Raw genomic sequence first — 22,482 nt, forward strand, 5'->3', positions numbered from 1 at the left:
GCAATGTCTGCAGATACACACTTAAGGTGGACGATATGTCTACGGACACACACAGGCCTGATGTGCCCCTCGAACGCTGGCTGGACGCCCTGGCGGGTATCGGCGAAGCGGTGGGCGGCGACGAGCCCGTCGCCGACCTGCTGGACCGGGTGGCACGCACCGCCTGCACCCTCCTGGGCTTCGACTTCTGCGCTGTGTTCCTGCCCGACGACAGCGGCCGGGCGTTGACCATCGTCGGCTCACACGGGTTGTCGAGCGACTACATCGCCAAGGTCAACGCCGAGCGCCCGATCCTGCTGGAGACCGCCGACGACGCCGAGGAAGCGCCCACCAGCGTGGCCTTCCGCACCGGCGAGGTGGTGGTGCTGGAGGACATCGAGTCGGTGCCCGGGATCGGGCCGTGGGGCGGGGTTGCCCATGAGCAGGGCTATCGCGCCCTGGTATCGGTGCCGCTGCGCCGCGGCGGCCGCGTGGTGGGCGCGCTCAACGGGTATCACGCCGCCCCGCACCGCTTCGACCACGCCGAGATCAGCCTGGTGAACGCAATGGCCACCCAGGTGGCCATCGCCCTGGGCACCGCGCAACTGCGCGCCAGCGAGCAGAACACCATTCGCGAACTCCGCCGCGCGGAGGAGGTGCACGCCCTGCTCACCGCGACCGCGTTGCGCGGCGAGGGCGTTGCCGGGGTAGCGGCCGCGCTGGCCGAACTGCTGGGCCGCGACGTGCTGATCGAAGACGTCTATGGCGAGAAGCTGGCCGGCACCTCCGGTCCGGCGAGTCTGGCCGAGGGTTTCGAAGTCACCGGCGGGGCGGTGGTCCCCGGCCCAGGCGAGAGCACCGTGGCCGGCGTGGTGCTCGACGGAAACGTGGTGGCGCACATACGGATCGACGCACCTCTGGCGCAGCTGTCCGGTCTCGACGTGCGGGCCGCCGAGCACGCCGCCGTGGTGACCGCCCTGGAACTGCTGCGCGCCCGCACCGCCGCGGAGGTGGAACAGCGACTGCGCGGCTCGCTGGTCTCCGACCTGCTGGGTACCGAGGGCGCCGACCTCGTGGCGCTGCTGGATCGAGCGCGTCGGCTCGGCTGGGACCTTTCCGGGAACCAGCATCTGGTCGCGGTGCGGTGCGTCGAGAAACGCGGAACAGGGGCGCGGGTCTTGGCGGCAGCGGACCGTCTGGTGGCCCGGGTGTCACCGCGGCCGCTGGCCGCGATCTACCGCGGCGATCTGGTGCTGGTGTGGTCACCGGCCGCAGGCGATGTCGCCGTCTTCGCCGCACAGGTGGTGGGAGCGCTGGTCGCCGCAGGCGCGGTCACTCACGCGTTCGCCGGCGTCACGGGTGCGGAATCGCCGGCAGGTCTGCCGGGGTTGTTCCGCACGTTGCGCGGGGCGCTCGACCTGGCCGGGGACGGCGACGGCGTGATCGACCTGCGGGAGGTCATGATCGACCATCTGCTGCTGCAACTCGACGACCCCGCCGCGCTGCGCGACTTCGCCCGTTCGACGCTGGGTGCCGCGCTCGATTACGACGACGCGCACGACACCGAACTGCTGCGCACCGCCCGGGTCCTGCTGGATCACGAACTCGACCGGCGAGCAGCCGCAGCCGCACTGCATCTGCATCCCAACACCGTCGCCCAACGCGTGCGGCGGTTGGAGGGGCTGACCGGGTTACGGTTGGCCAGGCCGCGTGACCTGCTGCGCCTGACCTCCGCGCTGACCGTGGCACGCATCGTCGGGATGGGCTGACAGACTGGCCTCATGAGCCTGTCCCCAGTGGAGAAGATCGGCCTGCGGTTACTGCGGGTGCACGATTTCGTCTACCAGAAGTCCGGTGGCCGCATCGGCCATCACATCCCCGGCGCTCCCCCGAGCCTGCTGTTGCATTCGGTGGGCGCCAAGACCGGTGCCGCACGGGTCAACACGCTGACGTACGCCCGCGACGGCGAGCGATACCTGATCGTCGCCTCCAACGGAGGGGCCAACCGGTACCCGGCCTGGTATCACAACCTCAAGGCGCACCCGGACGTCGAGATCAACGTGGGGCCGCAGCGGTTCGCGGTACACGCCGAGATCCTGCTGCCCGACGACGCTGACTACCCGCGGCTCTGGAAACTGGTGAACGCCAACAACTCTGACCGCTACACCAATTACCAGAAGCGGACCGACCGGCCCATCGCCATCATCGCGCTGACTAGAACAGCTCCTTAGCGAGGAGCTCGAGCGTGGTCTCTCGGGCCGGCGCGGTGGCGGCGTCGGTACCGCGGAAGGCGGATCCGACGGGGTTGATCATCACCTCGTCGACACCGAAATGCTCGGCCACCTCACGCACCTGGTCGGCGGCTTCGGCCGGTGCGCCCACCACGGCGCGGGCGCGGCCGTCCTCGATGATGGCGCTCTCCTGCGCGGTGAACTGCAGACCTTCGGCGTCCTCGACGAGATCGAGTGCACGCAAGGGCTTTCCGGTGCGCAGTGTGGCCATCATCACCAGCTGCGGCAGAAGCAGCGCCTCAGCTTCCTCGCGGGTGGGCGCCACGGAGGCGTTGACGGTCATGAACGTGACGGGCTCGGCCGCCAGGTCGCTGGGCTGGAACTCTTCCCGGTAGACGGCCAGCGCCTCTTCGGTGCCCTGGCCGGCGAAGTGGTGGGCGAAGACGTACGGCAGACCCTTGGCTGCGGCCAAGTGCGCGGAGTACATCGACGAACCCAACAGCCACAGCCGCGGCTCGCTGGCCGCCGCCGGGGTGGCTTTGAGAATGTATTCGGGGCGCATCAGCTGGCGCGGCAATTCCACGCGGACGCCGCCCGAGCCCATCATGGCGGCCACCTCATCGAGGTAGCGCGGGAAGTTCTGGATGTCGGAATCGTCGCGGCCGGCGGCGCCTCTGAGCGCGACGGAGGTGACGGGATCCGAACCGGGGGCGCGACCGATGCCGAGATCAACACGTCCCGGTGCGGCGGCTTCCAGCAGTGCGAACTGCTCGGCGACGGCCAGCGGCGCGTGGTTGGGCAGCATCACCCCGCCGGAGCCCAGCCGGATCTGGTCGGTCTGACCTGCCAGATATGCCAGCACGACGGGCGGGCTGGTGGCCGCGACGGCCGGCATGTTGTGGTGTTCGGCCACCCAGTAACGGGTGTAACCCAGCCGGTCGGCGGTCTGCGCCAGCCGGACCGTGGCGGCCAGCGCGTGGGCAGTGGTTTGGTCGGCGCGGACGGGGACGAGATCGAGCACAGAAAGCCGCATAACTCTTACCAACACCATCAACTCCCCTTTTATTGCGATTTCGGCGCGTTGATAACCGCTCAGCGGTTACTTCCGCGCCGAAATCGCAGAAGCCCGGGTGAAAACCTCGTCGAGCATGGCCGGGGTGAGCCGGCCCGTGAACATGTTCTGCTGGCTGGGGTGATAGCAGCCCAGCAGCTGCAGGCCCGGCTTCAGATCGACCAGCACGTTGTGGCCGAACTTGGGTCGAGACGTCTCCCCCACCATCGACAGCGCCACCTGCCAGGCGAACCCGCCCAACGCGACCACCACACGCACGTGTTTGCCGATGAGCGCCCACTCCGCGGCCAGCCACGGCGCACACGTCGTCCGCTCAGCCGGGGTGGGCGCATTGCCCGGCGGCGCGCACCGCACCGGCGAGCCGATGCGAATTCCGTTGGCCTGCAACCCGTCTGCGGCATCCACGCTGGTCGGCTGGTTGACCAGCCCGGCCCGGTGCAGCGCCGCGAACAGCTGATCGCCAGAGCGGTCACCGGTGAAGATCCGGCCCGTGCGGTTGGCGCCGTTGGCCGCCGGCGCCAACCCGACGACGAAGATCCGCGGCCGCGCCGCACCCCACCCTGGCACCGGCCGCCCCCAGTACGGCTGGTCGATGAACGACCGCCGCTTGACGACCGCGACCTCCTCGCGCCACTCCACCAGCCGCGGGCAGGCCCGGCACACACTGATCGCCGCGTCCAGCTGCCGCAGGGTCGTGGCCTCGGCAGCCAGCTGCGACACGGCCTGAGCGTCGACGGCCACCGGGGTGGTGCGGCGGGCCGGGTCACCGGGCCAGCCGCGGCCGGGCGGTACCGGTGAGGGGAACAGCTTGCCGGTGCGGGGGTGTTCGAGCAGCACCCGTCCATGGTGCATGCGCGCGCCGGCGACCGATGCAGAGCGAGGAACGAGCGATGAGGAGGAGCGGCGCCAAAAACCGCGCCGGCGACCGATGCAGAGCGAGGAACGAGCGATGAGGAGAAGCGGCGCCAAAAACCGCGCCGGCAAGCAGCGCCGAAAAATCCAGCGCGTTGAGCGGACGTGCGCTGCTAGATTCAGCGCGCCATGGCCACCAACACGAAGCGCGGACCGGTGTTCACCATCCTGTTCGCCGCGCTGATGGCCGGTACCGGCAACGGCATCTCGATGGTCGCGTTCCCGTGGCTGGTGCTGCAGCGCAACGGCTCGGCAGTCGACGCCTCGATCGTGGCGATGGCAGGCACGCTGCCCCTGCTCATCGCTACGCTGATCGCCGGCGCCGCGGTGGACTACCTGGGCCGGCGACGGGTGTCGATGATCTCCGACGTCTTGTCGGCGCTGTCCGTGGCGACCGTTCCGGTTCTGGCGCTGAGCTTCGGCGTGGACACCATCAACGTCGCCGTGCTGGCGGTGCTCGCCGCCTTCGGCGCGTTCTTCGACCCGGCCGGGATGACCGCCCGCGAAACGATGCTGCCCGAGGCCGCCACCCGCGCCGGCTGGACGCTGGATCACGCCAACTCGGTCTACGAGGCGATCTTCAACCTCGCTTACATCGTCGGCCCCGGTATCGGCGGGCTGCTGATCGCCACCATCGGCGGCATCAACACCATGTGGGTGACGGCTGGGGCGTTCGTGTTGTCGATCGCGGCCATCCTGACCCTGCGCCTGGAAGGTGCGGGCAAGCCGGACCTGGACCACCTGCCCGGCAACGTCTGGGCCGGCGTCGTCGAGGGACTGAAATTCGTGTGGAACAACAGGGTGCTGCGCGGGCTGGCGTTCGTCGACCTCACCGTCACCGGGCTCTACATGCCGATGGAAAGCGTGCTGTTTCCGAAGTACTTCACCGACCGCAACGAACCGGCGCACCTGGGCTGGGTGTTGATGGCGTTGTCGATCGGCGGGCTGATCGGCGCACTCGGGTATGCGGTGTGGTCGAAGTACTCGAGCAAGCGCGCGATCATGCTGACCGCGGTCCTGACCCTCGGTGTCGCGATGACGGTGATCGCGTTCCTGCCCCCGCTGCCGGTCATCCTGGTGCTGTGCGCGATCGTCGGCCTGGTGTACGGGCCGATCGCGCCGATCTACAACTTCGTGATGCAGACCCGCGCGCCGCAGCACCTGCGCGGCCGGGTGGTCGGCGTGATGGGATCGCTGGCCTACGCGGCGGGCCCGCTCGGACTGATCATCGCCGGTCCGCTGGCCGACGCCGCCGGGCTGCAGGCCACCTTCCTGGCATTGTCGCTGCCCATGCTGGTCATCGGGGTGATCGCGGTGTTCATGACCTCGCTGCGGGAACTGGACCGCACCCCCGACCCCTAGGATCGTAGTGTGACCCACAGCACGATTTCTGACTTGGCCGCACAACTGCCCGAAGGAACCGTCGTCACCGACCCCGACATCGTGGCGTCCTACCGCCAGGACCGGGCGCTGGATCCCGATGCGGGCACGGCGATGGCGGTGGTCCGCCCGCGTCGCACTGAGGAGGTGCAGACCGTTCTGCGCTGGGCCACCCAGAACCGTGTAGCGGTGGTGCCGCGGGGCGCGGGCACCGGGCTGTCCGGTGGGTCGACCGCCGTCAACGGCGGCATCGTGCTCTCGACCGAGAAGATGCGCGACATCACCGTCGACTCCGTGACGCGCACCGCCGTCGTCCAACCGGGACTGCTCAACGCCGAGGTCAAGAAGGCCGTCGCCGAATATGGACTCTGGTACCCGCCGGACCCGTCGTCGTTCGAGATCTGCAGCATCGGCGGCAACATCGCCACCAACGCCGGCGGGCTGTGCTGCGTGAAGTACGGCGTCACCACCGACTATGTGCTGGGGCTACAGGTGGTCCTGGCCGACGGCACCGCGGTGCGTCTCGGTGGCCCGCGGCTGAAAGACGTTGCGGGACTGAGCCTGACGAAGTTGTTCGTGGGCAGCGAGGGCACACTCGGTGTGATCACCGAGGTGACGTTGCGGTTGCTGCCCCCGCAGCCGCACGCGTGCACCGTGGTGGCATCGTTTGCCTCCGTGCGAGCGGCCTGCGACGCGGTGGGCACCATCAGCGCCAAGATCCGCCCCGCCATGCTCGAGTTCATGGACGCCGTGGCGATCAACGCCGTCGAGGACAAGCTCAAGATGGGCCTGGATCGAACGGCGGCGGCGATGCTGGTGGCCCAGTCCGACGAGCGAGGCCCCACCGGCGCCGAGGACACGGAGTTCATGGCGGCTGTTTTCACCGAATACGGTGCCACCGAGGTGTTCTCGACCGCCGACCCCGAGGAGGGCCAGGCGTTTGTCGCTGCCCGCCGCTTCGCCATCCCCGCCGTGGAGGCCAAGGGTTCGCTGCTCCTCGAAGATGTCGGGGTTCCCCTGTCCGCGCTGGCCGACCTGGTGGCCGACATCGAGAAGATGGCCGCCGACACCGGGTTGATGATCTCGGTGATCGCCCACGCCGGCGACGGCAACACCCACCCGCTGATCGTCTACAACCCCGCCGACGCCGCCGAAACCGAGCGTGCCAACAAGGCATTCGGCGACATCATGGATCTCGCGATCAGCCTGGGCGGCACCATCACCGGTGAACACGGGGTGGGCCGGTTGAAGAAGCCCTGGCTGGCCGGATATCTGGGCCCGGAGGCGATGGAGCTCAACCGCCGGATCAAGACCGCGCTCGACCCAGACGGGATCCTGAATCCCGGCGCGGTGGTGTGATCTTCGCGGCGCGTTCCCACGGCCACGTCATCAGCGCCCAGACCACGATCACGATCACGATCTCGGCCACGACGTAGAGCGGCCACGGGCCCAGTACATCCAGCACCGAGGCGGTGGGTGGCTTGCGGCTCAGATAGCCGTAGTTGGTCCCGGTGAGGGTGTTGAACGTCAGCGTGAACGCCACCCAACCGAGAGCCACAATCACCGCCAGCCGGAAGTCGCCCCACTGTGGGCGCCGGCGGCGACCCCAGGTGAGATAGATCGCCGCCCACACTACGAGAACGTGGAGGGTGAAGAAGGTCAGGAACAGGTGGTGCGGGAAGTCGGGCGCACCCTCTTGTGGTGTGCCGATATCCGGTGTCAGCAACGCCTGCGAACTGAGCAGCAGGCCCCAGAAATAGGTGATCCCGAAGGCCCATCGCCGCTGCGACCACAACGCCACGGCGGCAATGAGTTCGGCGATATCGCACAGTTGCAACGGAATCGAGGTCTGCAGGTCGAAGCGGATCGCTTTGTAGATCAGCGCCACCAGGAACGCCGCCAGGATGACCAGGGCGAAACCCCGGCCGAACAGGCGCGCCTGCGCCTCGGTCTGCCGCCGTCCGATCCACACGAGCAGCCCGGCACCGATCGTGAACACGACGAGGACCGCCACGTGCGACGGCCCGTACGCCACAAACTCTCCTGCTGAGAGAATCGTCATCATCAGCTCCCGGTTTTCGCGGCAACATTCTTTCATGCGCCGGGCGCTGTTCGCGGACCGCTGGCATTGACATGTCGCGCCCTCTGTCGTATCCATAAGACATGACAGCCACTCTGTCTCATGCTCTGCCGGTGCGGTTCGAACTGGCGTCGGCCGATACATGGGCCAACCCCTGGCCGATGTACCGCGCGCTACGCGATACCGATCCCGTGCACCACGTCATGCCCGGCAACAAACCCGACGACGACTACTTCGTGCTGTCCCGGCACGCCGACATCTGGGCGGCAGCCCGTGACCACGAGACGTTCTCCTCGGCGCAAGGCCTGACGGTGAACTACGGCGAACTGGAAATGATCGGCCTGCAGGACAATCCGCCGATGGTGATGCAGGACCCGCCGGTGCACACGGCGTTTCGGAAACTGGTGTCCCGCGGTTTCACCCCACGGCAGGTGGAAGCGGTCGAGCCCAAAGTCCGCGAGTACGTCGTAACGCGCATCGAGAAGCTGCGCGCCGAGGGCGGCGGCGATATCGTCGCCGAGCTGTTCAAACCTCTACCGTCGATGGTGGTTGCGCACTATCTCGGGGTGCCCGAGCAGGACCGCGCGCGGTTCGACCGGTGGACCGCGGCGATCGTCGCGGCGAACTCCAGCGACGGCGGGATCGGCGGCGCGCTGGAGACCCTCGGGGAGATGATGAGTTACTTCACCGCGCTGATCGAACGGCGGCGCGTCGAACCGGACGATGACACGGTGTCGCACCTGGTGGCCGCCGAGGTGGACGCTTTCGCGGTGCTGGCGTTCACCTTCACCATGGTCACCGGCGGTAACGACACCACCACCGGAATGCTCGGGGGCTCAGTGCAATTGCTGCACCAGCGTCCCGATCAGCGCCGGCTGCTCGCCGAGAATCCGGACCTGATCCCCGATGCCGTGGACGAGTTCCTGCGGCTGACCTCACCGGTGCAGGGATTGACCCGCACGGCCACCCGCGACGTCACCATCGGCGACACCACCATCCCGCAAGGCCGCCGGGCCCTGTTGCTGTACGGCTCCGGCAACCGCGACGAGCGACAGTACGGCCCGGATGCCGCCGAGCTCGATGTGACGCGCAGGCCTCGCAACATCCTGACGTTCGGCCACGGCGCCCACCACTGCCTGGGCGCCGCAGCCGCCCGCATGCAATCGAGAGTCGCGTTGACCGAATTGCTGACCCGGTGCCCGGATTTCGAGGTCGACGAGTCCGGGATCGTGTGGGCCGGCGGGAGCTATGTCCGGCGTCCGCTGTCGGTGCCGTTCACGGTGAAATCCTGATGGCCGGCAACGACTGGCTGGGCTCGCGCCGCAGCGAGGTGGCCGCCGACCGCATTCTCGACGCGGCGGGTGAGCTGTTCGCCCAGCGCACTCCGGGAGCCGTCGGTATGCATGAAATCGCTTCGGCAGCAGGGTGTTCGCGCGCGACGCTGTACCGGTACTTCGAGAATCGCGAAGCCTTGCACACCGCCTACGTCCATCGCGAGGCCTACGCCCTGCACTCGCGGATGACCGAGAGGATCGCCGAGATCGCCGATCCGCGTGAACGCCTGATCGCCGGTTTCCTCACCTCACTGGAGCTGGTACGCCAAAGCCCGGCGCTGAGTTCGTGGTTCGCCACCAATGGCACTCCAATCGGGGTGGAGATCGCCGAACAGTCCGATGTCATCAAGGCGATGGGGTCGGCGTTCATCGTCTCGCTCGGCGACGACGACCCCGCGGCCGTCGAGCGGAAAGCCCGGTGGCTGGTCCGGGTCCTGACATCCCTGCTGCTGTTACCCGGGCGCGACGCCGACGACGAGCGCTCGATGGTCGAGGAGTTCCTGGTGCCGATCATGACCCCGGCACCTCACGATGTCAGACAGTGAGCCGCATTTCGGCGCCCGGGTGAGAACTGAGCGTGATCACCACAGCCCCGGGACCCGGCTCGAACACCGCGTTGGCGTAGCCGATGAACCCGTAGTGCCCGTCGATGGTCGACACCGCGGTGATGTCGCCGCTGCCGGAGACTCCGGTGTCGAGGTTGGTCCAGGTGGCCGTCACGGTGAGCGTGCAGGACCCGTCGTAGCGACCGGCGTCGTAGTGGATCGCGACGCGGATGCCGTCGTCGACACGTTCGTCGACCTGCACCGGGGCCACCTGTGAGTCCGCGCTGACGGTGCCCGCGCACGTCGGGGACGCCACCACCGGAACAGCACCGAGGTAGGCGGAGGCGTCGGCCTGAGCGGGCGCGGCCAGCAGCCACGGTGCGGCGAGCAGTGCGGCGACGACACGCAAACGGGTCATGCCCCGGATATCGGCGCGCACTCCGGTTGTGTTAGTCAGACCTGCCAGTAAGCCAGGGCCTTGAGCGACTTCTTCGGGATCGAATACTGCTCGCGGAGCACCTTGGTGACACTGCGGGTGGTGCGGTTGTCGCAGGCGACCCAGCCGAAGTGATCGGAGGCGTCGAACGCCGCGGAGCGCACCGCTTCGACCAGAGCCGCGCCGGCGTCTTTGCGGTCCACCCAGGTGACGTCCGCAGCGCCGTGAACGGGCAACCCCCGGTCATCGTCATACCCGGCTTCCAGGAACACCTTGGCTGGGGTGTCGCCGATCGCTTCGAGCAGCGAGTTGATGGCCGGCAGGGACGCGGTGTCACCGACGATCACCCAGCCTGCCGGCGCCGGGGTGGGTAGCTGGAAGTTGCTTCCGAGCACGGTCACCTCGAGCACATCGCCGGGCTCGGCCAGCTGCGCCCACCGCGTGGCCAGGCCGTCGTGCAGGGCGAAGTCGATGTCGACCGTGCCCGCCACCGGGTCGGGGTTGACCAGCGTGTAGCCGCGTTGATGCGACTTGTCCCCGTCGGGAAACCAGCCACGGATCCACATCGTCGGGTGGATGGACCGTTCTTTGAGCAGGTCTCCGGAGTCGAAGTGCAGCCGAAGGTAATGCGGACTGATCTCGGTGCGACCCGTGACGGTCAGCTCGTAATCGCCGCCGCGCCAGAGTTTGACCAACGCGCCGGTCAGCCCACGGGATGGTTTCTGTTCGGCCATGGTTAGGAAGGCTACCCTAACTTGTCGCGGGCGAGGGTTGCTCGGTTCCCGCCGAAACCGACATTTGGCCGGAGCGCACTCGCACAAACGGGCCCGTGTGCCGGTTTGGGCGTCAGGTGCGCACGCGGGTGAAACGGTGCAGCAGCCAGGCGACGGGGATGGTGACCACCATGGTGGCCACGAACAGCTGCCACATCGAACCGGTGTAGACCTGCTTGCGCAGCACCTCGACCATCACCAGCTCCATCAGGACCAGGTGCACCAGGAAGATCTCGTAGGAGATCTCCCCCAACCACACCATCGGCCTGCTGGCCAGGAACCGCGAGTACAAGCCGCGGTTGCCCAGTGCCAACGGCGCGATCACCAGCGTCGAGATGACCGCATAGAAGCCGGTCTTGAACAGCGCCTCGTACAACTGCGTCGGCGAAGTGGTCGGTTCACCGCCGATGGGCGTCGACACGATCAGGAAACAGATCAAGGCGATCGGCAACACCAGGAACGCGTAACAGCTCACGCGCATCGCCTGCAGCACCGCCAGCAGCATGCCGCCCAGGAACCACACCAGGTAGGTGGGCAACCACAGCCGAGCGCCGTCGGGCAGGAAGTCCGTGTGATGCACCAGCGTCAACCACAGCGGCGAGATCAGCGCCAGCCCGGCCAGCCCGGCCAGCACCACGCCCGGGCGCCACGCCCGCCGGCACAGCATCACCAGCAGGAAGTAGGCCAGCGCGGGAAGCGCCACGTAGAACGCGGCTTCCACGGCCAGGCTCCACATCTGCGTAAGCCCTTGGTGCAGAAACGAATACAGATAGCTGTCGGTGTAGATCTGGGTGAGCGTCAGGTTGCGGAACAAGCCGTACCAGGTGTGACCGGGATTCGGCCCGGCGGTGCGGAAGTGATACAGCAGATACGCCAGCAGCACCGTCACCACATACGCGGGCATGATCCGTCGCACCCGGTGCCAGGCGTAGCGCTTGACCGAGGGGGCTCCGCGACCGGTCGCGGCCGCCTGCACCCATGGCCGGAACAACAGGAACCCCGACAGCGCGAAGAAGATCGGCACGCCGATCTCCATGCGCGAATAGACCAACCCGAGGTAGCCCTGCGGGTACTTGCCCGTCGTGTAGGCCGCGTGCGTGGCCACCACCAGGATGGCGGCCACCGCCCGGATACCGGTCAGCGACGCGACCCGGTCCGCCGTCGAGACCTGTTCCAGGCCGCCGACGGCTTCCGCGTCCCGCGACGTGGTCATTGCGGTTTGCGGGGCTTCTTGAACTTCCCGTCGCGCTTGGGACCCGACCTGCCGCTCGACGAGCGGCCCGGTCCGTCCTCGAGCTGGAGATTGATCAGGTTGCCCTGAATACGTGTTTTCGCCAGCTTCTGCAGCGTCTCGGCGGGCAGGTTCGGCGGCAACTCCACCAGGGAGAACTCCGGCTTGATGGTGATGTGGCCGAAATCGCTGCGGTGCAGCCCACCCTCATTGGCGATGGCGCCGACGATCGCACCGGGCATCACCTTGTGCCGCTTGCCGACCTCGATGCGATAGGTGGCGAACCCACCGTCGCGGCGCATCGGCTTGTCCGGCCGCGGCGGCCGGTCCGGACGCTCGCGGCGCTTCTCCGGCGGTGGCTCCGTCAGCAGGAACTCTTCGCCGTCGCGGCTCTGCAGTGCCAGCGCGGCGGCGATGTCGGCCATCGGCACGTCGTGATCGCGCTCGTAACCCTCGATCAGCTTGCGGAACAACTCGATGCCCGGCTTGGCCAGCGCGTCGGTGATCGAGTCACTGAACTTCTGCACGCGCTTCTCGTTGACGTCGTCCACCGAGGGCAGCTCGGATTCGACCAGCTTTTGCCGGGTGACGCGCTCGATGGCGCCGAGCAGGTGCCGCTCGCGCGGCGTGACGAACAGGAAGGCGGTGCCGGAACGTCCCGCGCGGCCGGTGCGCCCGATGCGGTGCACGTAGGACTCCGGGTCGTGCGGGATGTCGAAGTTCACCACATGGGAGATGCGCTCGACGTCGAGGCCACGGGCAGCCACGTCGGTGGCGACCAGGATGTCGATGGTCCCGTCTTTGAGCTGGGAGATGGTGCGCTCGCGCACCGCCTGCGGGATGTCGCCGTTGATGGCGGAGGCGGCGAACCCGCGGGCCCGCAGCTTCTCGGCCACCTCCTCGGTGGCCTGCTTGGTGCGGACGAACACGATCATCGCGTCACCCTGCTCGACCTCGAGCAGCCGGGTGAGCGCGTCCATCTTGCGCGGATACGACACCTGGAAGTAGCGCTGCGTGATGTTCTCGGCGGTCTGGGTCTTCGACTTGACCGTCACCTCGACGGGGTCGTGCAGGTACTTGGCGGTGATCTTCTTGATCGCGGGCGGCATGGTCGCCGAGAAGAGGGCGACCTGCTTGTACTCCGGGGTTTCGGCGAGAATGCGTTCGACGTCCTCGGCGAAACCCATCTGCAGCATCTCGTCGGCCTCGTCGAGCACCATGTAGTCCAGGTGCGAGAGGTCCAGGCTGCCCTTCTCCAGATGGTCGATCACGCGGCCGGGTGTGCCGACGACGACTTGGGCGCCGCGCTTGAGGCCGGCCAACTGCGGCACGTACGAGGACCCGCCGTATACCGGCAGCACATTGACCCGCAGCTTGGCACCGTAGCGGCTGAACGCCTCGGCCACCTGCAGCGCCAGTTCGCGGGTGGGCGCCAGCACCAGGGCCTGGGTGGCCTTGCTGTCGACGTCGATCTTGGACAGGATTGGGATCGCGAAAGCCGCGGTCTTGCCTGTGCCCGTCTGCGCCAGGCCCACGACGTCGGAGCCGGCCAGCAGCGCCGGGATGGTGGCGGCCTGAATGGCCGACGGGGTTTCATAGCCGACCTCCGCGACCGCCTCGAGCACCGCGGGGTGGATCTGCAGGTCGGCGAAGGTTGCCGGCGCTACCGCGGCGTCGGTCTGGTCGGAATCCGGAGTGGTCATCGGGGTATCAGTCTAGAGCCCGCGAGGACATGCGACGTCCCGGCGGGCGACGGGCGAGCCGGTAGCGTGGCGCGGTGTGTGGTCCAGGTACATGAGGACGGAGACAGCGACGCAGCGCACGCGTCGGCTGATCGGGTACTCGCTGGCCGTGATCGCGGTGGCGATCGCGCCGGCGTGCAGCTCCGGCGACTCCACGGTGGCCAAGACCCCGGAGGCCACGGCCACCAGCCCCGCACCCCCGCAGACCTCGGCACCCCCGCCGCCCGTGTCGGTGCCACCCACCACCAGCGCACCCGCCGATCCGTGCGCGGTTAACCTGGCCGCGCCCGCGATCGTTGCGGCGGTCTCGGAGCTGCCCAAGGACCCGCGCAGCCAGCAGGGCTGGAACCCCGAGCCGATTGCGGGCAACTACAACGAGTGCGCCCCGCTGTCGGCGATCATCATCAAGGCCAACACCAATGCCGACAACCCGAACACCAGGGCGGTGTTGTTCCACCTGGGCAAGTTCATCCCGACGGGTGTGCCGGACACCTACGGGTTCAACGGCATCGACACCGCGCAGAGCACCGGCGACACTGTGGCCCTCAAGTACGCCAGCGGCATCACCGGCCTGGACAGCATCGTGAAGTTCCGCTGGAACGGCAGCGGCGTGGAGTTGATCGGCAACACCGGCTGAAAGATCAGCTGCCTCCGCGAGCGCACGCATTTGTACGCGACACGCCGCCACAACGCGTACGAACACGCTCGGTCGCGGGGGGGGTGAGCTGGAGGGGTGAGCTGGGGGGTGAGCTGGAGGGGTGAGCTGTCGGGGGTTCGACCTACAGTGTGAATCGTGTTCGTCGACGGTGATCGGGTGCTCTACAGCGCCTCCGACCTGGCCGCCGCCGCGCGTTGTGAATACGCCCTGCTGCGGGCCTTTGACGCCAAACTGGGCTGGGGCCCGGATGTTTCCACCTCGGACCAGCTGCTGGCCCGCACCTCGGCACTGGGCGACGAGCACGAACACCGTCGTCTCGACGAGCTGCGTGCGCAGTTGCGCGGCGAGGTCACCGTCATCGGACGTCCGAAGTACACCGCGGACGGGCTGACCGCCGCCGCCGGGCAGACCATGCGGGCCATCGCCGAGCAGGCGCCGGTGGTGTACCAGGCCGCGATGTTCGACGGCCGGTTCCTCGGCTTCGCCGACTTCCTGATCCTCGAGGACGGCCGCTACCGCGTCGCCGACACCAAACTCGCCCTGTCGGCGAAGGTCGAGGCGCTGCTACAGCTGGCCGCCTACGCCGACACCCTGGCGCGTGCCGGAGTTCCGGTGCACGACAACGCCGAGCTGATCCTGGGCAACGGCACCCCGGTGCGTTACCGGCTCGACGAGATCATCCCGGTGTACCTGCCGCGGCGCGCCGACCTGGAGCGTCTGCTGGACACCCATTTCTCCGGCGGCGCCGCGGTGCGGTGGGACGACAACGGCGTGCGCGCCTGCTTCCGCTGTCCCGAATGCACGGTCAAGGTCCGCGAACACGACGATCTGCTGCTGGTGGCCGGCATGCGGGTCAGTCAGCGGGCCCGGCTGATCGAGGCCGGGATCACCACCGTCACCGAGCTGGCCTCCCTCACCGACCCCGTGCCGGACCTGCCGCAGCGCACCGTCACGGCGCTCACCGCTCAGGCGCGGCTGCAGCTGACCCCGCGGGTGGACGGCAAACCACCCTACGAAGTGGCCGACGCCCAACCGTTGATGGTGCTGCCCAACCCGGACAAAGGGGACCTGTTCTTCGATTTCGAAGGTGATCCGCTGTGGACCGCCGACGGCACCGAATGGGGTTTGGAGTACCTGTTCGGCGTACTGGATTGCACCGACGACTTCCAGCCGCTGTGGGCACACGACCGCGCCGCGGAGCGAAAAGCGTTGCAGCACTTCCTGAAGCTGGTGGCCAAGCGGCGCAAGCGCTACCCGAACATGCACGTCTACCATTACGCAGCCTACGAGAAGACGGCGTTGCTGCGTCTCGCCGGACGCCACGGAGTAGGCGAGGACGAGGTGGACGACCTGCTGCGCAACGGCGTCCTGGTCGACCTTTTCCCGTTGGTGCGCAAGAGCATTCGGGTGGGAACCGAGAACTACAGCATCAAATCGCTGGAGCCGCTGTACATGGGCGCCGAGCTGCGAACCGGCGAAGTCACCAACGCCACCGACTCGATCACCGAGTACGCCCGCTACTGCGAGCTGCGTGACGAGGGTCGTGACGCCGAGGCAGCGGCGCTGCTCAAGGAGATCGCCGAGTACAACCGCTACGACTGCCGGTCCACCCGCAAGCTGCGGGACTGGCTGGTGGCGCGCGCCATCGAATCGGAGGTGCCCCCGATCGGCGCCCAACCGGTGCGCGACGGTGGCGACGTCACCGAAGACGATCAGCTGGCGCGCCGGCTGGCCAAATTCGTCGGGGACGACCCGAGTACCCGCAGTCCGGAACAGTCCGCTGTCGCGATGATCGCCGCGGCGCGCGGTTATCACCGGCGTGAGGACAAGCCGTTCTGGTGGGCGCATTTCGACCGGCTGAACAACCCCGTCGATGAATGGGGCGATGAGACAGGGGTTTTCCTCGCCGAGCATGCTGCGGTGGTCGAAGACTGGCACACCCCGCCGCGGGCCCGCAAACCGCAGCGCTGGGTGCAGTTGACCGGGGCGGTGGCCGCCGGCGAGCTGAGCACCGACATGTACGCGCTGTACGCGCCGCCCTCACCGCCCGGCCTGACCGACGACACCGAACGCCGAGCCTGCGGCACGGTACGGGTGGTGGAGTGCGACGACCCCGAGACGCCCACCACCGTGACGGTGATCGAACGAGAACCCAAGACCGGCGGCACCTTCGGCCAGCTGCCCTTCGCACTCACACCCGGGGCGCCCATCTCCACCAAGGCGCTGCGCGAATCGATCGACTCCACCGCGGCGCAGATCGCCGACGGACTCCCCCGCCTGCCGGACACCGCCGTCGTCGACCTGCTGCTGCGCCGTGCGCCACGCACCCGCTCCGGCAACGGGTTGCCGCACCGCAGCACCCCGATCGAGGACATCACGACGGCCCTGGCCGATCTCGACTCGTCGTATCTGGCCGTACACGGTCCTCCCGGCACCGGGAAAACGCACACCGCGGCAGCCGTCATCGCGCAGATGGTCACCGACGCGCAGTGGCGAGTTGGGGTGGTGGCACAGTCACATGCGGTGGTGGAGAACCTGTTTCGCGGACTTCTCGACGCAGGTGTGGACCCGGCCGTGATCGGCAAGCGTGACACCCGCACCGACGACGCGCCGTGGCAGGACATCGACGCCAAGGCCTACCCCGAGTTCATCGAAGCACACAACGGTTGCGTGATCGGCGGCACCAGTTGGGATTTCGCCAATCCGGCGCGGGTACCCCCGGGCTCCCTGGACCTGCTGGTGGTCGAGGAGGCCGGCCAGTTCAGCCTGGCCAACACCATCGCGGCAGCGCCCGCGGCGCGCAATCTGTTGTTACTGGGCGATCCTCAGCAACTGCCGCAGGTCAGCCAGGGTACCCATCCCGAGCCGGTGGACGAATCGGCGCTCGGGTGGCTGGTCGACGGCCAGCACACCCTGTCGGATGAACGCGGCTACTTCTTGGACCGCTCGTGGCGGATGCACCCACTGGTGTGTGCGGCGGTGTCGCGGCTGTCCTACGACGGCCGGTTGACCTCGGTGGACGAGGTGACCACCCGGCGGCACCTGGACGGGTACGCGCCGGGCGTGCACGTCCTGGCCGTCGAACACAACGGCAACGCCACCGAAAGCCGCGAGGAGGCCGCCGCGATCGTCGCCGAGATCCGCCGGCTCGTCGGCCGGGACTGGACCGACCAGGACCACACCCGTGCCCTGCGCCCCGCCGACATCCTCATCGTCACGCCTTACAACGCGCAGGTGGTGACGCTGCGCCAGCATCTCGACGACGCCGGTTTCACCGACGTGCGCGCCGGCACCGTCGACAAGTTCCAGGGGCAGCAGGCGCCGGTGGTGTTCGTGTCCATGACGGCCTCCTCCATCGACGATGTGCCGCGCGGCATCTCGTTCCTGCTGAACCGCAACCGGCTCAACGTCGCCGTCAGCCGGGCCAAGTACGCGGCCGTGATCGTGCGTTCGGCGCTGCTCACCGAGTACCTGCCCGGCACACCGGACGGCCTGATCGACCTCGGCGCATTCCTGTCGCTGAGCGCTCAGACGACACCGCTGCGCTAATCCTCGCGCGGGTGGGAATGCCTGCCGTAGGTGGGCGGCTCGTCGGGGACATCCCGGTGATGCCGACTGCGAGCTTCGAGGAGATCGGCGAAATCCGCCGTCAACGCGTCGAACCGGGAGCCCGGTTCGTCATCACGCTCGACCGACGGCACCGGCGTCTCGTCGGCATGGAAACCGTTGTGCCCCGGCTCCTCATCGGCCAGTGTGTACACGCCGTCGTAGGGCTCGAGATCGTCCAGGAAGTCCGGGCTCCGGCCGTCGGAGCGCAGGCTCACCGCCGGCATCGAGTTCGGATGGCTCACCCGTACCGGCAGGGGGTCGGTGTCGACGTCGACAACGCGGTCGACGCCCACATCGTCGCGGACCCGGGCGATCTGCTCGGTGATCGGTTCCCGCGTGCTCCCGACCCGCACGTGATCGACGTCGACGTACTCGTCGTCGGCGAAATCGTCGTCGTAGTCGTCTCCGAAGTCGTGGTCGAACACCGAATGTTCGTGCCGGTACCGGGCTTCGGCGTCGTCGTCCACCGTCGGGATGACTTCGGTGCGGGCATCCATCGAGACGCGCACCGCCGGGGCGGTGACCATATCGCGCAGGAAGATCGCCGCGATGACGCCGAACAAACCGATGAAGGCCGGCAACAACAGCGACTGGGACAGCGCCGCCGCGAACGGTTCCAGCAGGAACTGCGGCAACTCGGTCACCGCGCCCTCCCCCGGTGGCGGTCCTTGGCCCGGGCCGGGCATCTCGGCGCTGATCCGGGCCGTCATGAACGCGGCAATGGCCGCGCTACCGATCACCGAACCGACCTGCCGGGTGGCGTTGTACACCCCGGAGGCGGCGCCCGCGACGTCCGGCGGCAGGTTCCGGGTGGCCGTCGCGGCCAGCGGCGCGAAGATGAACGCCGTCGCCACGCCCAACGCCATCAGGGGCAGGACCAGCCGCCAGATCGCCGTGTCCGGCGTCATCTCGATGGACAACCAGGTCAAGGCGATCGCCAGCACGGAGAAGCCGAAACCGACGATGGGCCGCGGGTGGGCCCGGTCGACGATGCGGCCCACAAACGGCGCCAGCACGCCGGTGGTGACAGCCATGGGCGCGGTCAGCAAGGCCGATCGGGTGGGCGAGAGCCCGCACACCGCCTGCGCGTAGAACATCACCGGCACGATGAAGGCGGTGATGACGAAGCCGATGACGGCACCGCCGGCGTTGGCGAGGCTGAAATTGCGGTCGCGGAACATGCGCAGCGGGATCAGTGGCTCGTTCTTGTTGACCGCCTGCCAGTAGACGAAGGCGCCCATGGCCGCGATGCCGGCGGCGATCATTCCCCAGATCCACCACGTCCAGCTGTGCGACTGGCCTTCCTGCAAGCCGAAGACGATCAGGAACATGCCGAGGCCGGACAAGACGACGCCGAGAATGTCGAAGCGATGCATCTGGGTGGGCAGGACGGGGATCAGCCAGACAGCCAGCGCGATGCCGATGACACCGATCGGCACGTTGACGATGAAGATCCACTGCCAGCCGAGCGAGTCGACCAGCACGCCGCCGGCCAGCGGGCCGACCAGCGTCGCCACCCCGGCCGTCGCGCCCCAGACGCTCATCGCCACACCACGGCGCTGCGGCGGGAAGATCCGGGTGATCATCGACAGGGTCTGCGGGGTGAGCAGCGCCGCGCCGACGCCCTGTAGGACGCGGGCGGCGATCAGCATCCCGATCGAGTCGGACAGACCGCACCACAGCGAGGCGACGGTGAACACCGCCAGCCCGGTGATGTAGAGGTTCTTCGGACCGTACCTATCGCCCAAGCGGCCGGCGACCAGCAGCGGTACTGCATACGCCAGCAGGTACGCGCTGGTCACCCAGATCACGGCGTCGTAGCTCGCGGCCAGGCTCTCCATGATGTTCGGATTGGCCACCGCCACGATGGTCGAGTCGACCAGGATCATGAAGAAGCCGACGAGCATCGCCCACAACGCGTTCCACGGGTTGGTCTGCGCCTCGGCGGCCCGCGGCAGACCCCGGGCCAGCAGCCCGCCGCTTTCCGTCATTCGGCCACCTCACTGTCGGATCTGGAGCGGGGCCACGGCACTTCCACGCGGCACCCAGGAGGTGGCCCACTGTGCCGTAGGCACCTCGAGGTGGCCCACTGTGCCGTAGGCACCTCAAGGTGGCCATAGTGCCACCCCAACCTGTCCGGCTGTCGGGGAGGCGGGGACGTCCGAGGGCTACGCCGGCTCTGCGACGAACTCATCCTCGGCGTGAGCAGGGACCGAGGCGCTGGGCCGTACGGCCAGCAGCGCCGCCAGAGCGATGACAACGGTGACGGCCATCACCACGGCCATCGCCACCTCGTCGTTGCCGAGCACACCGACCAGAGGTGCGACCAAGGCACCGAGCCCGAACTGGCCCGCGCCCATCAGCGCGGCCGCGGTACCGGCGGACTCGGAATGCCGCGACAGGGCCAGCGCCGGCGCGTTGGGCATGACCAGACCCATGGCCGCCAAGATGGTCCATACCGGGATCAGGAAGCCGACCACCCCACCGGTGTGGGTGAGCGCCAGGCCTAGGAAGACCACGCTGGCCACGACCGCGACACTGAGTGCCGAGATCACGATCCGCGCCGGTGAGAACCACTTGAGCAGCACCACGTTGGCCTGGGTCGAGGCGATCAGGGCCACCGCGCCGGCCCCGAACAGCAGCGCGAAGCCCGTCTGATCCACGCCGTAGCGGTCCTGCAACACGAAAGGCGCACCCGAGATGTAGGCGAACAGTCCTGCCATGGCCAGGGCGGCAACGAACACCAGGACGACGAAGCGGAGGTCTCCGAGCAGTCGGACGTACGTGCCCGCGACACCGCGGACCCGCAGCGGCGGCCGGTGTGACGGAGGAAGCGTCTCTGGCAGTGCGAGCGCACCCACGATCAGCAGCAGCCCGGCGAGCACCACCAGTGCGGCGAAGACCCAGCGCCACGATCCGTGCAGCAGGACCGCCGCCCCGAGGGACGGCGCCAGCACCGGCGCCACCCCGAGCACCAGCATCAGCCGCGACATCATGGTGGCGGCGGCCCGGTCGCGGTAGAGATCGCCGACCACCGCCAGCGCAACGACCATCCCCGATGCAGCACCCATGCCCTGCAGCACCCGGCCGAGGCCGAGAACGGCGACATTGGGGGCCAGCAAGCAGATCACCGAGGCAACCATGTGCAGCGCGATACCGGCGATCAGGGGCCGCCGGCGGCCGAGCGAGTCCGAGAGCGGGCCGATGATGAGCTGGCCCAGCGCCAACCCGGCCAGCGTGCCCGTCAGCGTCAGTTGCACCACCGACGATGACACCGACAGGTCCTCGCCGATGGTCGGCAAGGCCGGGAGGTACATGTCGATGGTCAGTGGACCCAGCGCCACGAGAGCGCCGAGCACCAGGATCATTCGGATGCGGTTCGGTGCCGCCTGCTCGGAAGAAACCACGCTTCAGAACAGCATCGGTAGTCAATGAATTCTTCCCGGGGCCTCGAACAGTGACCGGACTCACTGGCGGGCACTGCGCCCGACCGCCGTTCGTTGGACTTTCGCTAGCCTGGACAAGGGAACTCTCAGGGGAGGCTCGATGAACATCGGACGGTCCAAGGCCCGATCGGCCCCCGGCACTGTGCCCGCCACGGTCGACGAGGATGCGGGCACCGCAGCCAAGGTGCTCAGCCACCTCATCGAAACCGGCTCCCGCGTGCAGGGTCCCGCCATTCGCGCGTACGTCGGACGGCTCCGCGACGCGAGCCCCAACGCCACTCCGGCCGAGATCGTCACCAAACTGGAGAAGCACTATCTGGCGGCGGTGATGGCCAGTGGCGCTGCCGTCGGCTCGGCGGCCGCCTTCCCCGGGGTCGGCACCCTGGTCGCGATGTCGGCGGTCGCGGGCGAAACGGTGGTGTTCCTGGAGGCCACCGCGGTTTTCGTGTTGGCTGTCGCCGAGGTCCACGGCATCCCCGCCGAGCATCGCGAGCGCCGGCGCGCCCTGGTCTTGTCGGTTCTCGTCGGCGAAGAGAGCAAAGGGGCGCTCTCCGATCTGCTGGGCCCCGGCCGTACCAGCGGGGCCTGGCTGACCGAGGGCGCGGCATCGCTGCCGTTGCCTGCGGTCTCGCAGCTCAATTCGCGGCTGCTGAAGTACTTCGTCAAACGTTATGCGCTCAAACGTGGCGCATTGGCGTTCGGCAAGATGTTGCCGGTCGGTATCGGCGCTGTGATCGGCGGCGGCGGCAACCGGCTGATGGGCAAGAAGATCGTCAACAATGCCCGTAAAGCGTTCGGCCCGGCCCCGGGTCGTTGGCCGGGCGCATTGCGTGTTCTGCCGCCCGCAGACCACCGCAGCTGAGGCGCTTCGAGCGTCTCGGGTGTCGCAAACCGAAACTGTGCATAACGTCTCCCCTGCGGGCATGGTCTGACCTGCGACACACGCGATAGCCTTTAGTGCGGCGCAACACGCCCGTCGTCGCGCTGGAACGTCGGTTTGACATTGAACGGTTCCGGCACGGTGATGACCATGCGGCAAGCAGCCACCGCAGAC

General features: G+C 68.1%; 18 protein-coding genes. 9 read left to right on the forward strand and 9 right to left on the reverse strand.

The window, feature by feature from the left end:
- Positions 1-35: 35 nt before the first annotated feature.
- Together NL241_RS26705 and NL241_RS26710 are read left to right on the forward strand one after the other, a co-directional pair.
- Positions 36-1,748, forward strand: coding sequence for a helix-turn-helix domain-containing protein (locus NL241_RS26705; RefSeq protein ID WP_494395498.1), 1,713 nt, complete (start codon positions 36-38; stop codon positions 1,746-1,748).
- A gap of 12 nt (positions 1,749-1,760) precedes the next feature.
- Positions 1,761-2,210 (forward strand): nitroreductase family deazaflavin-dependent oxidoreductase, encoded by a 450-nt coding sequence (locus NL241_RS26710; protein WP_487694563.1) that lies wholly within the window; start codon positions 1,761-1,763, stop codon positions 2,208-2,210.
- Here NL241_RS26710 and NL241_RS26715 read toward each other — a convergent pair.
- Positions 2,194-3,243 (reverse strand): LLM class flavin-dependent oxidoreductase, encoded by a 1,050-nt coding sequence (locus NL241_RS26715; protein WP_487694565.1) that lies wholly within the window; start codon positions 3,241-3,243, stop codon positions 2,194-2,196. The genes NL241_RS26710 and NL241_RS26715 overlap by 17 nt on opposite strands.
- A 66-nt stretch (positions 3,244-3,309) precedes the next feature.
- Positions 3,310-4,134, reverse strand: a complete 825-nt coding sequence (locus tag NL241_RS26720; protein ID WP_494395499.1) for a uracil-DNA glycosylase — start codon at positions 4,132-4,134, stop codon at positions 3,310-3,312.
- 189 nt (positions 4,135-4,323) lie between these two features.
- On the opposite strand from NL241_RS26720, the gene tap reads away from it, so the two are divergent.
- The gene (tap, locus tag NL241_RS26725; RefSeq protein WP_494395500.1) at positions 4,324-5,556 is read left to right on the forward strand and encodes a multidrug efflux MFS transporter Tap; all 1,233 of its coding nucleotides are present in this window, start codon (positions 4,324-4,326) and stop codon (positions 5,554-5,556) included.
- Between the two features lie 9 nt (positions 5,557-5,565).
- Positions 5,566-6,933 (forward strand): FAD-binding oxidoreductase, encoded by a 1,368-nt coding sequence (locus NL241_RS26730; RefSeq protein WP_494395501.1) that lies wholly within the window; start codon positions 5,566-5,568, stop codon positions 6,931-6,933.
- Here NL241_RS26730 and NL241_RS26735 read toward each other — a convergent pair.
- Complete coding sequence (locus tag NL241_RS26735) at positions 6,881-7,639, reverse strand: YwaF family protein (protein ID WP_494395502.1); 759 nt, start codon at positions 7,637-7,639, stop codon at positions 6,881-6,883. The genes NL241_RS26730 and NL241_RS26735 overlap by 53 nt on opposite strands.
- Positions 7,640-7,737: 98 nt before the next feature.
- Here NL241_RS26735 and NL241_RS26740 point away from each other — a divergent pair, with 98 nt between their 5' ends.
- Positions 7,738-8,946, forward strand: coding sequence for a cytochrome P450 (locus NL241_RS26740; protein ID WP_494395503.1), 1,209 nt, complete (start codon positions 7,738-7,740; stop codon positions 8,944-8,946).
- Positions 8,946-9,533, forward strand: a complete 588-nt coding sequence (locus NL241_RS26745; protein ID WP_487694577.1) for a TetR/AcrR family transcriptional regulator — start codon at positions 8,946-8,948, stop codon at positions 9,531-9,533. The genes NL241_RS26740 and NL241_RS26745 overlap by 1 nt, the downstream gene beginning before the upstream one ends.
- On the opposite strand, the gene NL241_RS26750 is transcribed toward NL241_RS26745, so the two are convergent.
- The 4 genes from NL241_RS26750 to NL241_RS26765 form a co-directional block, all read right to left on the reverse strand.
- Entirely contained in the window at positions 9,523-9,951 is a 429-nt protein-coding gene (locus NL241_RS26750) for a hypothetical protein (RefSeq protein WP_494395504.1), read from the reverse strand. The genes NL241_RS26745 and NL241_RS26750 overlap by 11 nt on opposite strands.
- Positions 9,952-9,986: 35 nt before the next feature.
- Positions 9,987-10,703 (reverse strand): siderophore-interacting protein, encoded by a 717-nt coding sequence (locus NL241_RS26755; protein ID WP_494395505.1) that lies wholly within the window; start codon positions 10,701-10,703, stop codon positions 9,987-9,989.
- Between the two features lie 112 nt (positions 10,704-10,815).
- On the reverse strand, positions 10,816-11,955 hold the full coding sequence (locus NL241_RS26760; RefSeq protein WP_494395506.1) for an acyltransferase family protein: 1,140 nt from the start codon (positions 11,953-11,955) through the stop codon (positions 10,816-10,818).
- Positions 11,952-13,676, reverse strand: a complete 1,725-nt coding sequence (locus NL241_RS26765) for a DEAD/DEAH box helicase (RefSeq protein ID WP_487694584.1) — start codon at positions 13,674-13,676, stop codon at positions 11,952-11,954. Before NL241_RS26765 ends, NL241_RS26760 begins: the two co-directional genes overlap by 4 nt.
- Before the next feature lie 91 nt (positions 13,677-13,767).
- Between NL241_RS26765 and NL241_RS26770 the strand changes: the two genes are divergently transcribed.
- Together NL241_RS26770 and NL241_RS26775 are read left to right on the forward strand one after the other, a co-directional pair.
- Complete coding sequence (locus NL241_RS26770) at positions 13,768-14,352, forward strand: LppP/LprE family lipoprotein (RefSeq protein ID WP_494395507.1); 585 nt, start codon at positions 13,768-13,770, stop codon at positions 14,350-14,352.
- A 156-nt stretch (positions 14,353-14,508) separates the two neighbouring features.
- On the forward strand, positions 14,509-17,922 hold the full coding sequence (locus tag NL241_RS26775) for a TM0106 family RecB-like putative nuclease (protein WP_494395508.1): 3,414 nt from the start codon (positions 14,509-14,511) through the stop codon (positions 17,920-17,922).
- Here NL241_RS26775 and NL241_RS26780 read toward each other — a convergent pair.
- Together NL241_RS26780 and NL241_RS26785 are read right to left on the reverse strand one after the other, a co-directional pair.
- Positions 17,919-19,973 carry an MFS transporter gene (locus NL241_RS26780; protein ID WP_494395509.1) on the reverse strand — a complete coding sequence of 685 codons (2,055 nt, stop codon included), beginning with the start codon at positions 19,971-19,973 and terminating at the stop codon, positions 17,919-17,921. The two genes, NL241_RS26775 and NL241_RS26780, sit on opposite strands and share 4 nt — an antisense overlap.
- Positions 19,974-20,150: 177 nt before the next feature.
- Positions 20,151-21,350, reverse strand: a complete 1,200-nt coding sequence (locus NL241_RS26785) for a multidrug effflux MFS transporter (RefSeq protein WP_487697378.1) — start codon at positions 21,348-21,350, stop codon at positions 20,151-20,153.
- A gap of 178 nt (positions 21,351-21,528) precedes the next feature.
- Between NL241_RS26785 and NL241_RS26790 the strand changes: the two genes are divergently transcribed.
- Complete coding sequence (locus tag NL241_RS26790) at positions 21,529-22,290, forward strand: hypothetical protein (RefSeq protein WP_487697369.1); 762 nt, start codon at positions 21,529-21,531, stop codon at positions 22,288-22,290.
- Positions 22,291-22,482: the final 192 nt, after the last annotated feature.

It is taken from the genome of Mycolicibacterium sp. SMGY-1XX (assembly GCF_059132455.1).

Coding starts and splice junctions, on each gene's coding strand:
- NL241_RS26790 (WP_487697369.1), top strand. CDS start 21,529: ATGAACATCGGACGGTCCAAGGCCCGATCGGCCCCCGGCACTGTGCCC.
- tap (WP_494395500.1), top strand. CDS start 4,324: ATGGCCACCAACACGAAGCGCGGACCGGTGTTCACCATCCTGTTCGCC.
- NL241_RS26780 (WP_494395509.1), bottom strand. CDS start 19,973: ATGACGGAAAGCGGCGGGCTGCTGGCCCGGGGTCTGCCGCGGGCCGCC.
- NL241_RS26760 (WP_494395506.1), bottom strand. CDS start 11,955: ATGACCACGTCGCGGGACGCGGAAGCCGTCGGCGGCCTGGAACAGGTC.
- NL241_RS26710 (WP_487694563.1), top strand. CDS start 1,761: ATGAGCCTGTCCCCAGTGGAGAAGATCGGCCTGCGGTTACTGCGGGTG.
- NL241_RS26745 (WP_487694577.1), top strand. CDS start 8,946: ATGGCCGGCAACGACTGGCTGGGCTCGCGCCGCAGCGAGGTGGCCGCC.
- NL241_RS26770 (WP_494395507.1), top strand. CDS start 13,768: ATGAGGACGGAGACAGCGACGCAGCGCACGCGTCGGCTGATCGGGTAC.
- NL241_RS26755 (WP_494395505.1), bottom strand. CDS start 10,703: ATGGCCGAACAGAAACCATCCCGTGGGCTGACCGGCGCGTTGGTCAAA.
- NL241_RS26765 (WP_487694584.1), bottom strand. CDS start 13,676: ATGACCACTCCGGATTCCGACCAGACCGACGCCGCGGTAGCGCCGGCA.
- NL241_RS26715 (WP_487694565.1), bottom strand. CDS start 3,243: ATGCGGCTTTCTGTGCTCGATCTCGTCCCCGTCCGCGCCGACCAAACC.
- NL241_RS26735 (WP_494395502.1), bottom strand. CDS start 7,639: ATGATGACGATTCTCTCAGCAGGAGAGTTTGTGGCGTACGGGCCGTCG.
- NL241_RS26740 (WP_494395503.1), top strand. CDS start 7,738: ATGACAGCCACTCTGTCTCATGCTCTGCCGGTGCGGTTCGAACTGGCG.
- NL241_RS26785 (WP_487697378.1), bottom strand. CDS start 21,350: ATGATCCTGGTGCTCGGCGCTCTCGTGGCGCTGGGTCCACTGACCATC.
- NL241_RS26705 (WP_494395498.1), top strand. CDS start 36: ATGTCTACGGACACACACAGGCCTGATGTGCCCCTCGAACGCTGGCTG.
- NL241_RS26750 (WP_494395504.1), bottom strand. CDS start 9,951: ATGACCCGTTTGCGTGTCGTCGCCGCACTGCTCGCCGCACCGTGGCTG.
- NL241_RS26720 (WP_494395499.1), bottom strand. CDS start 4,134: ATGCACCATGGACGGGTGCTGCTCGAACACCCCCGCACCGGCAAGCTG.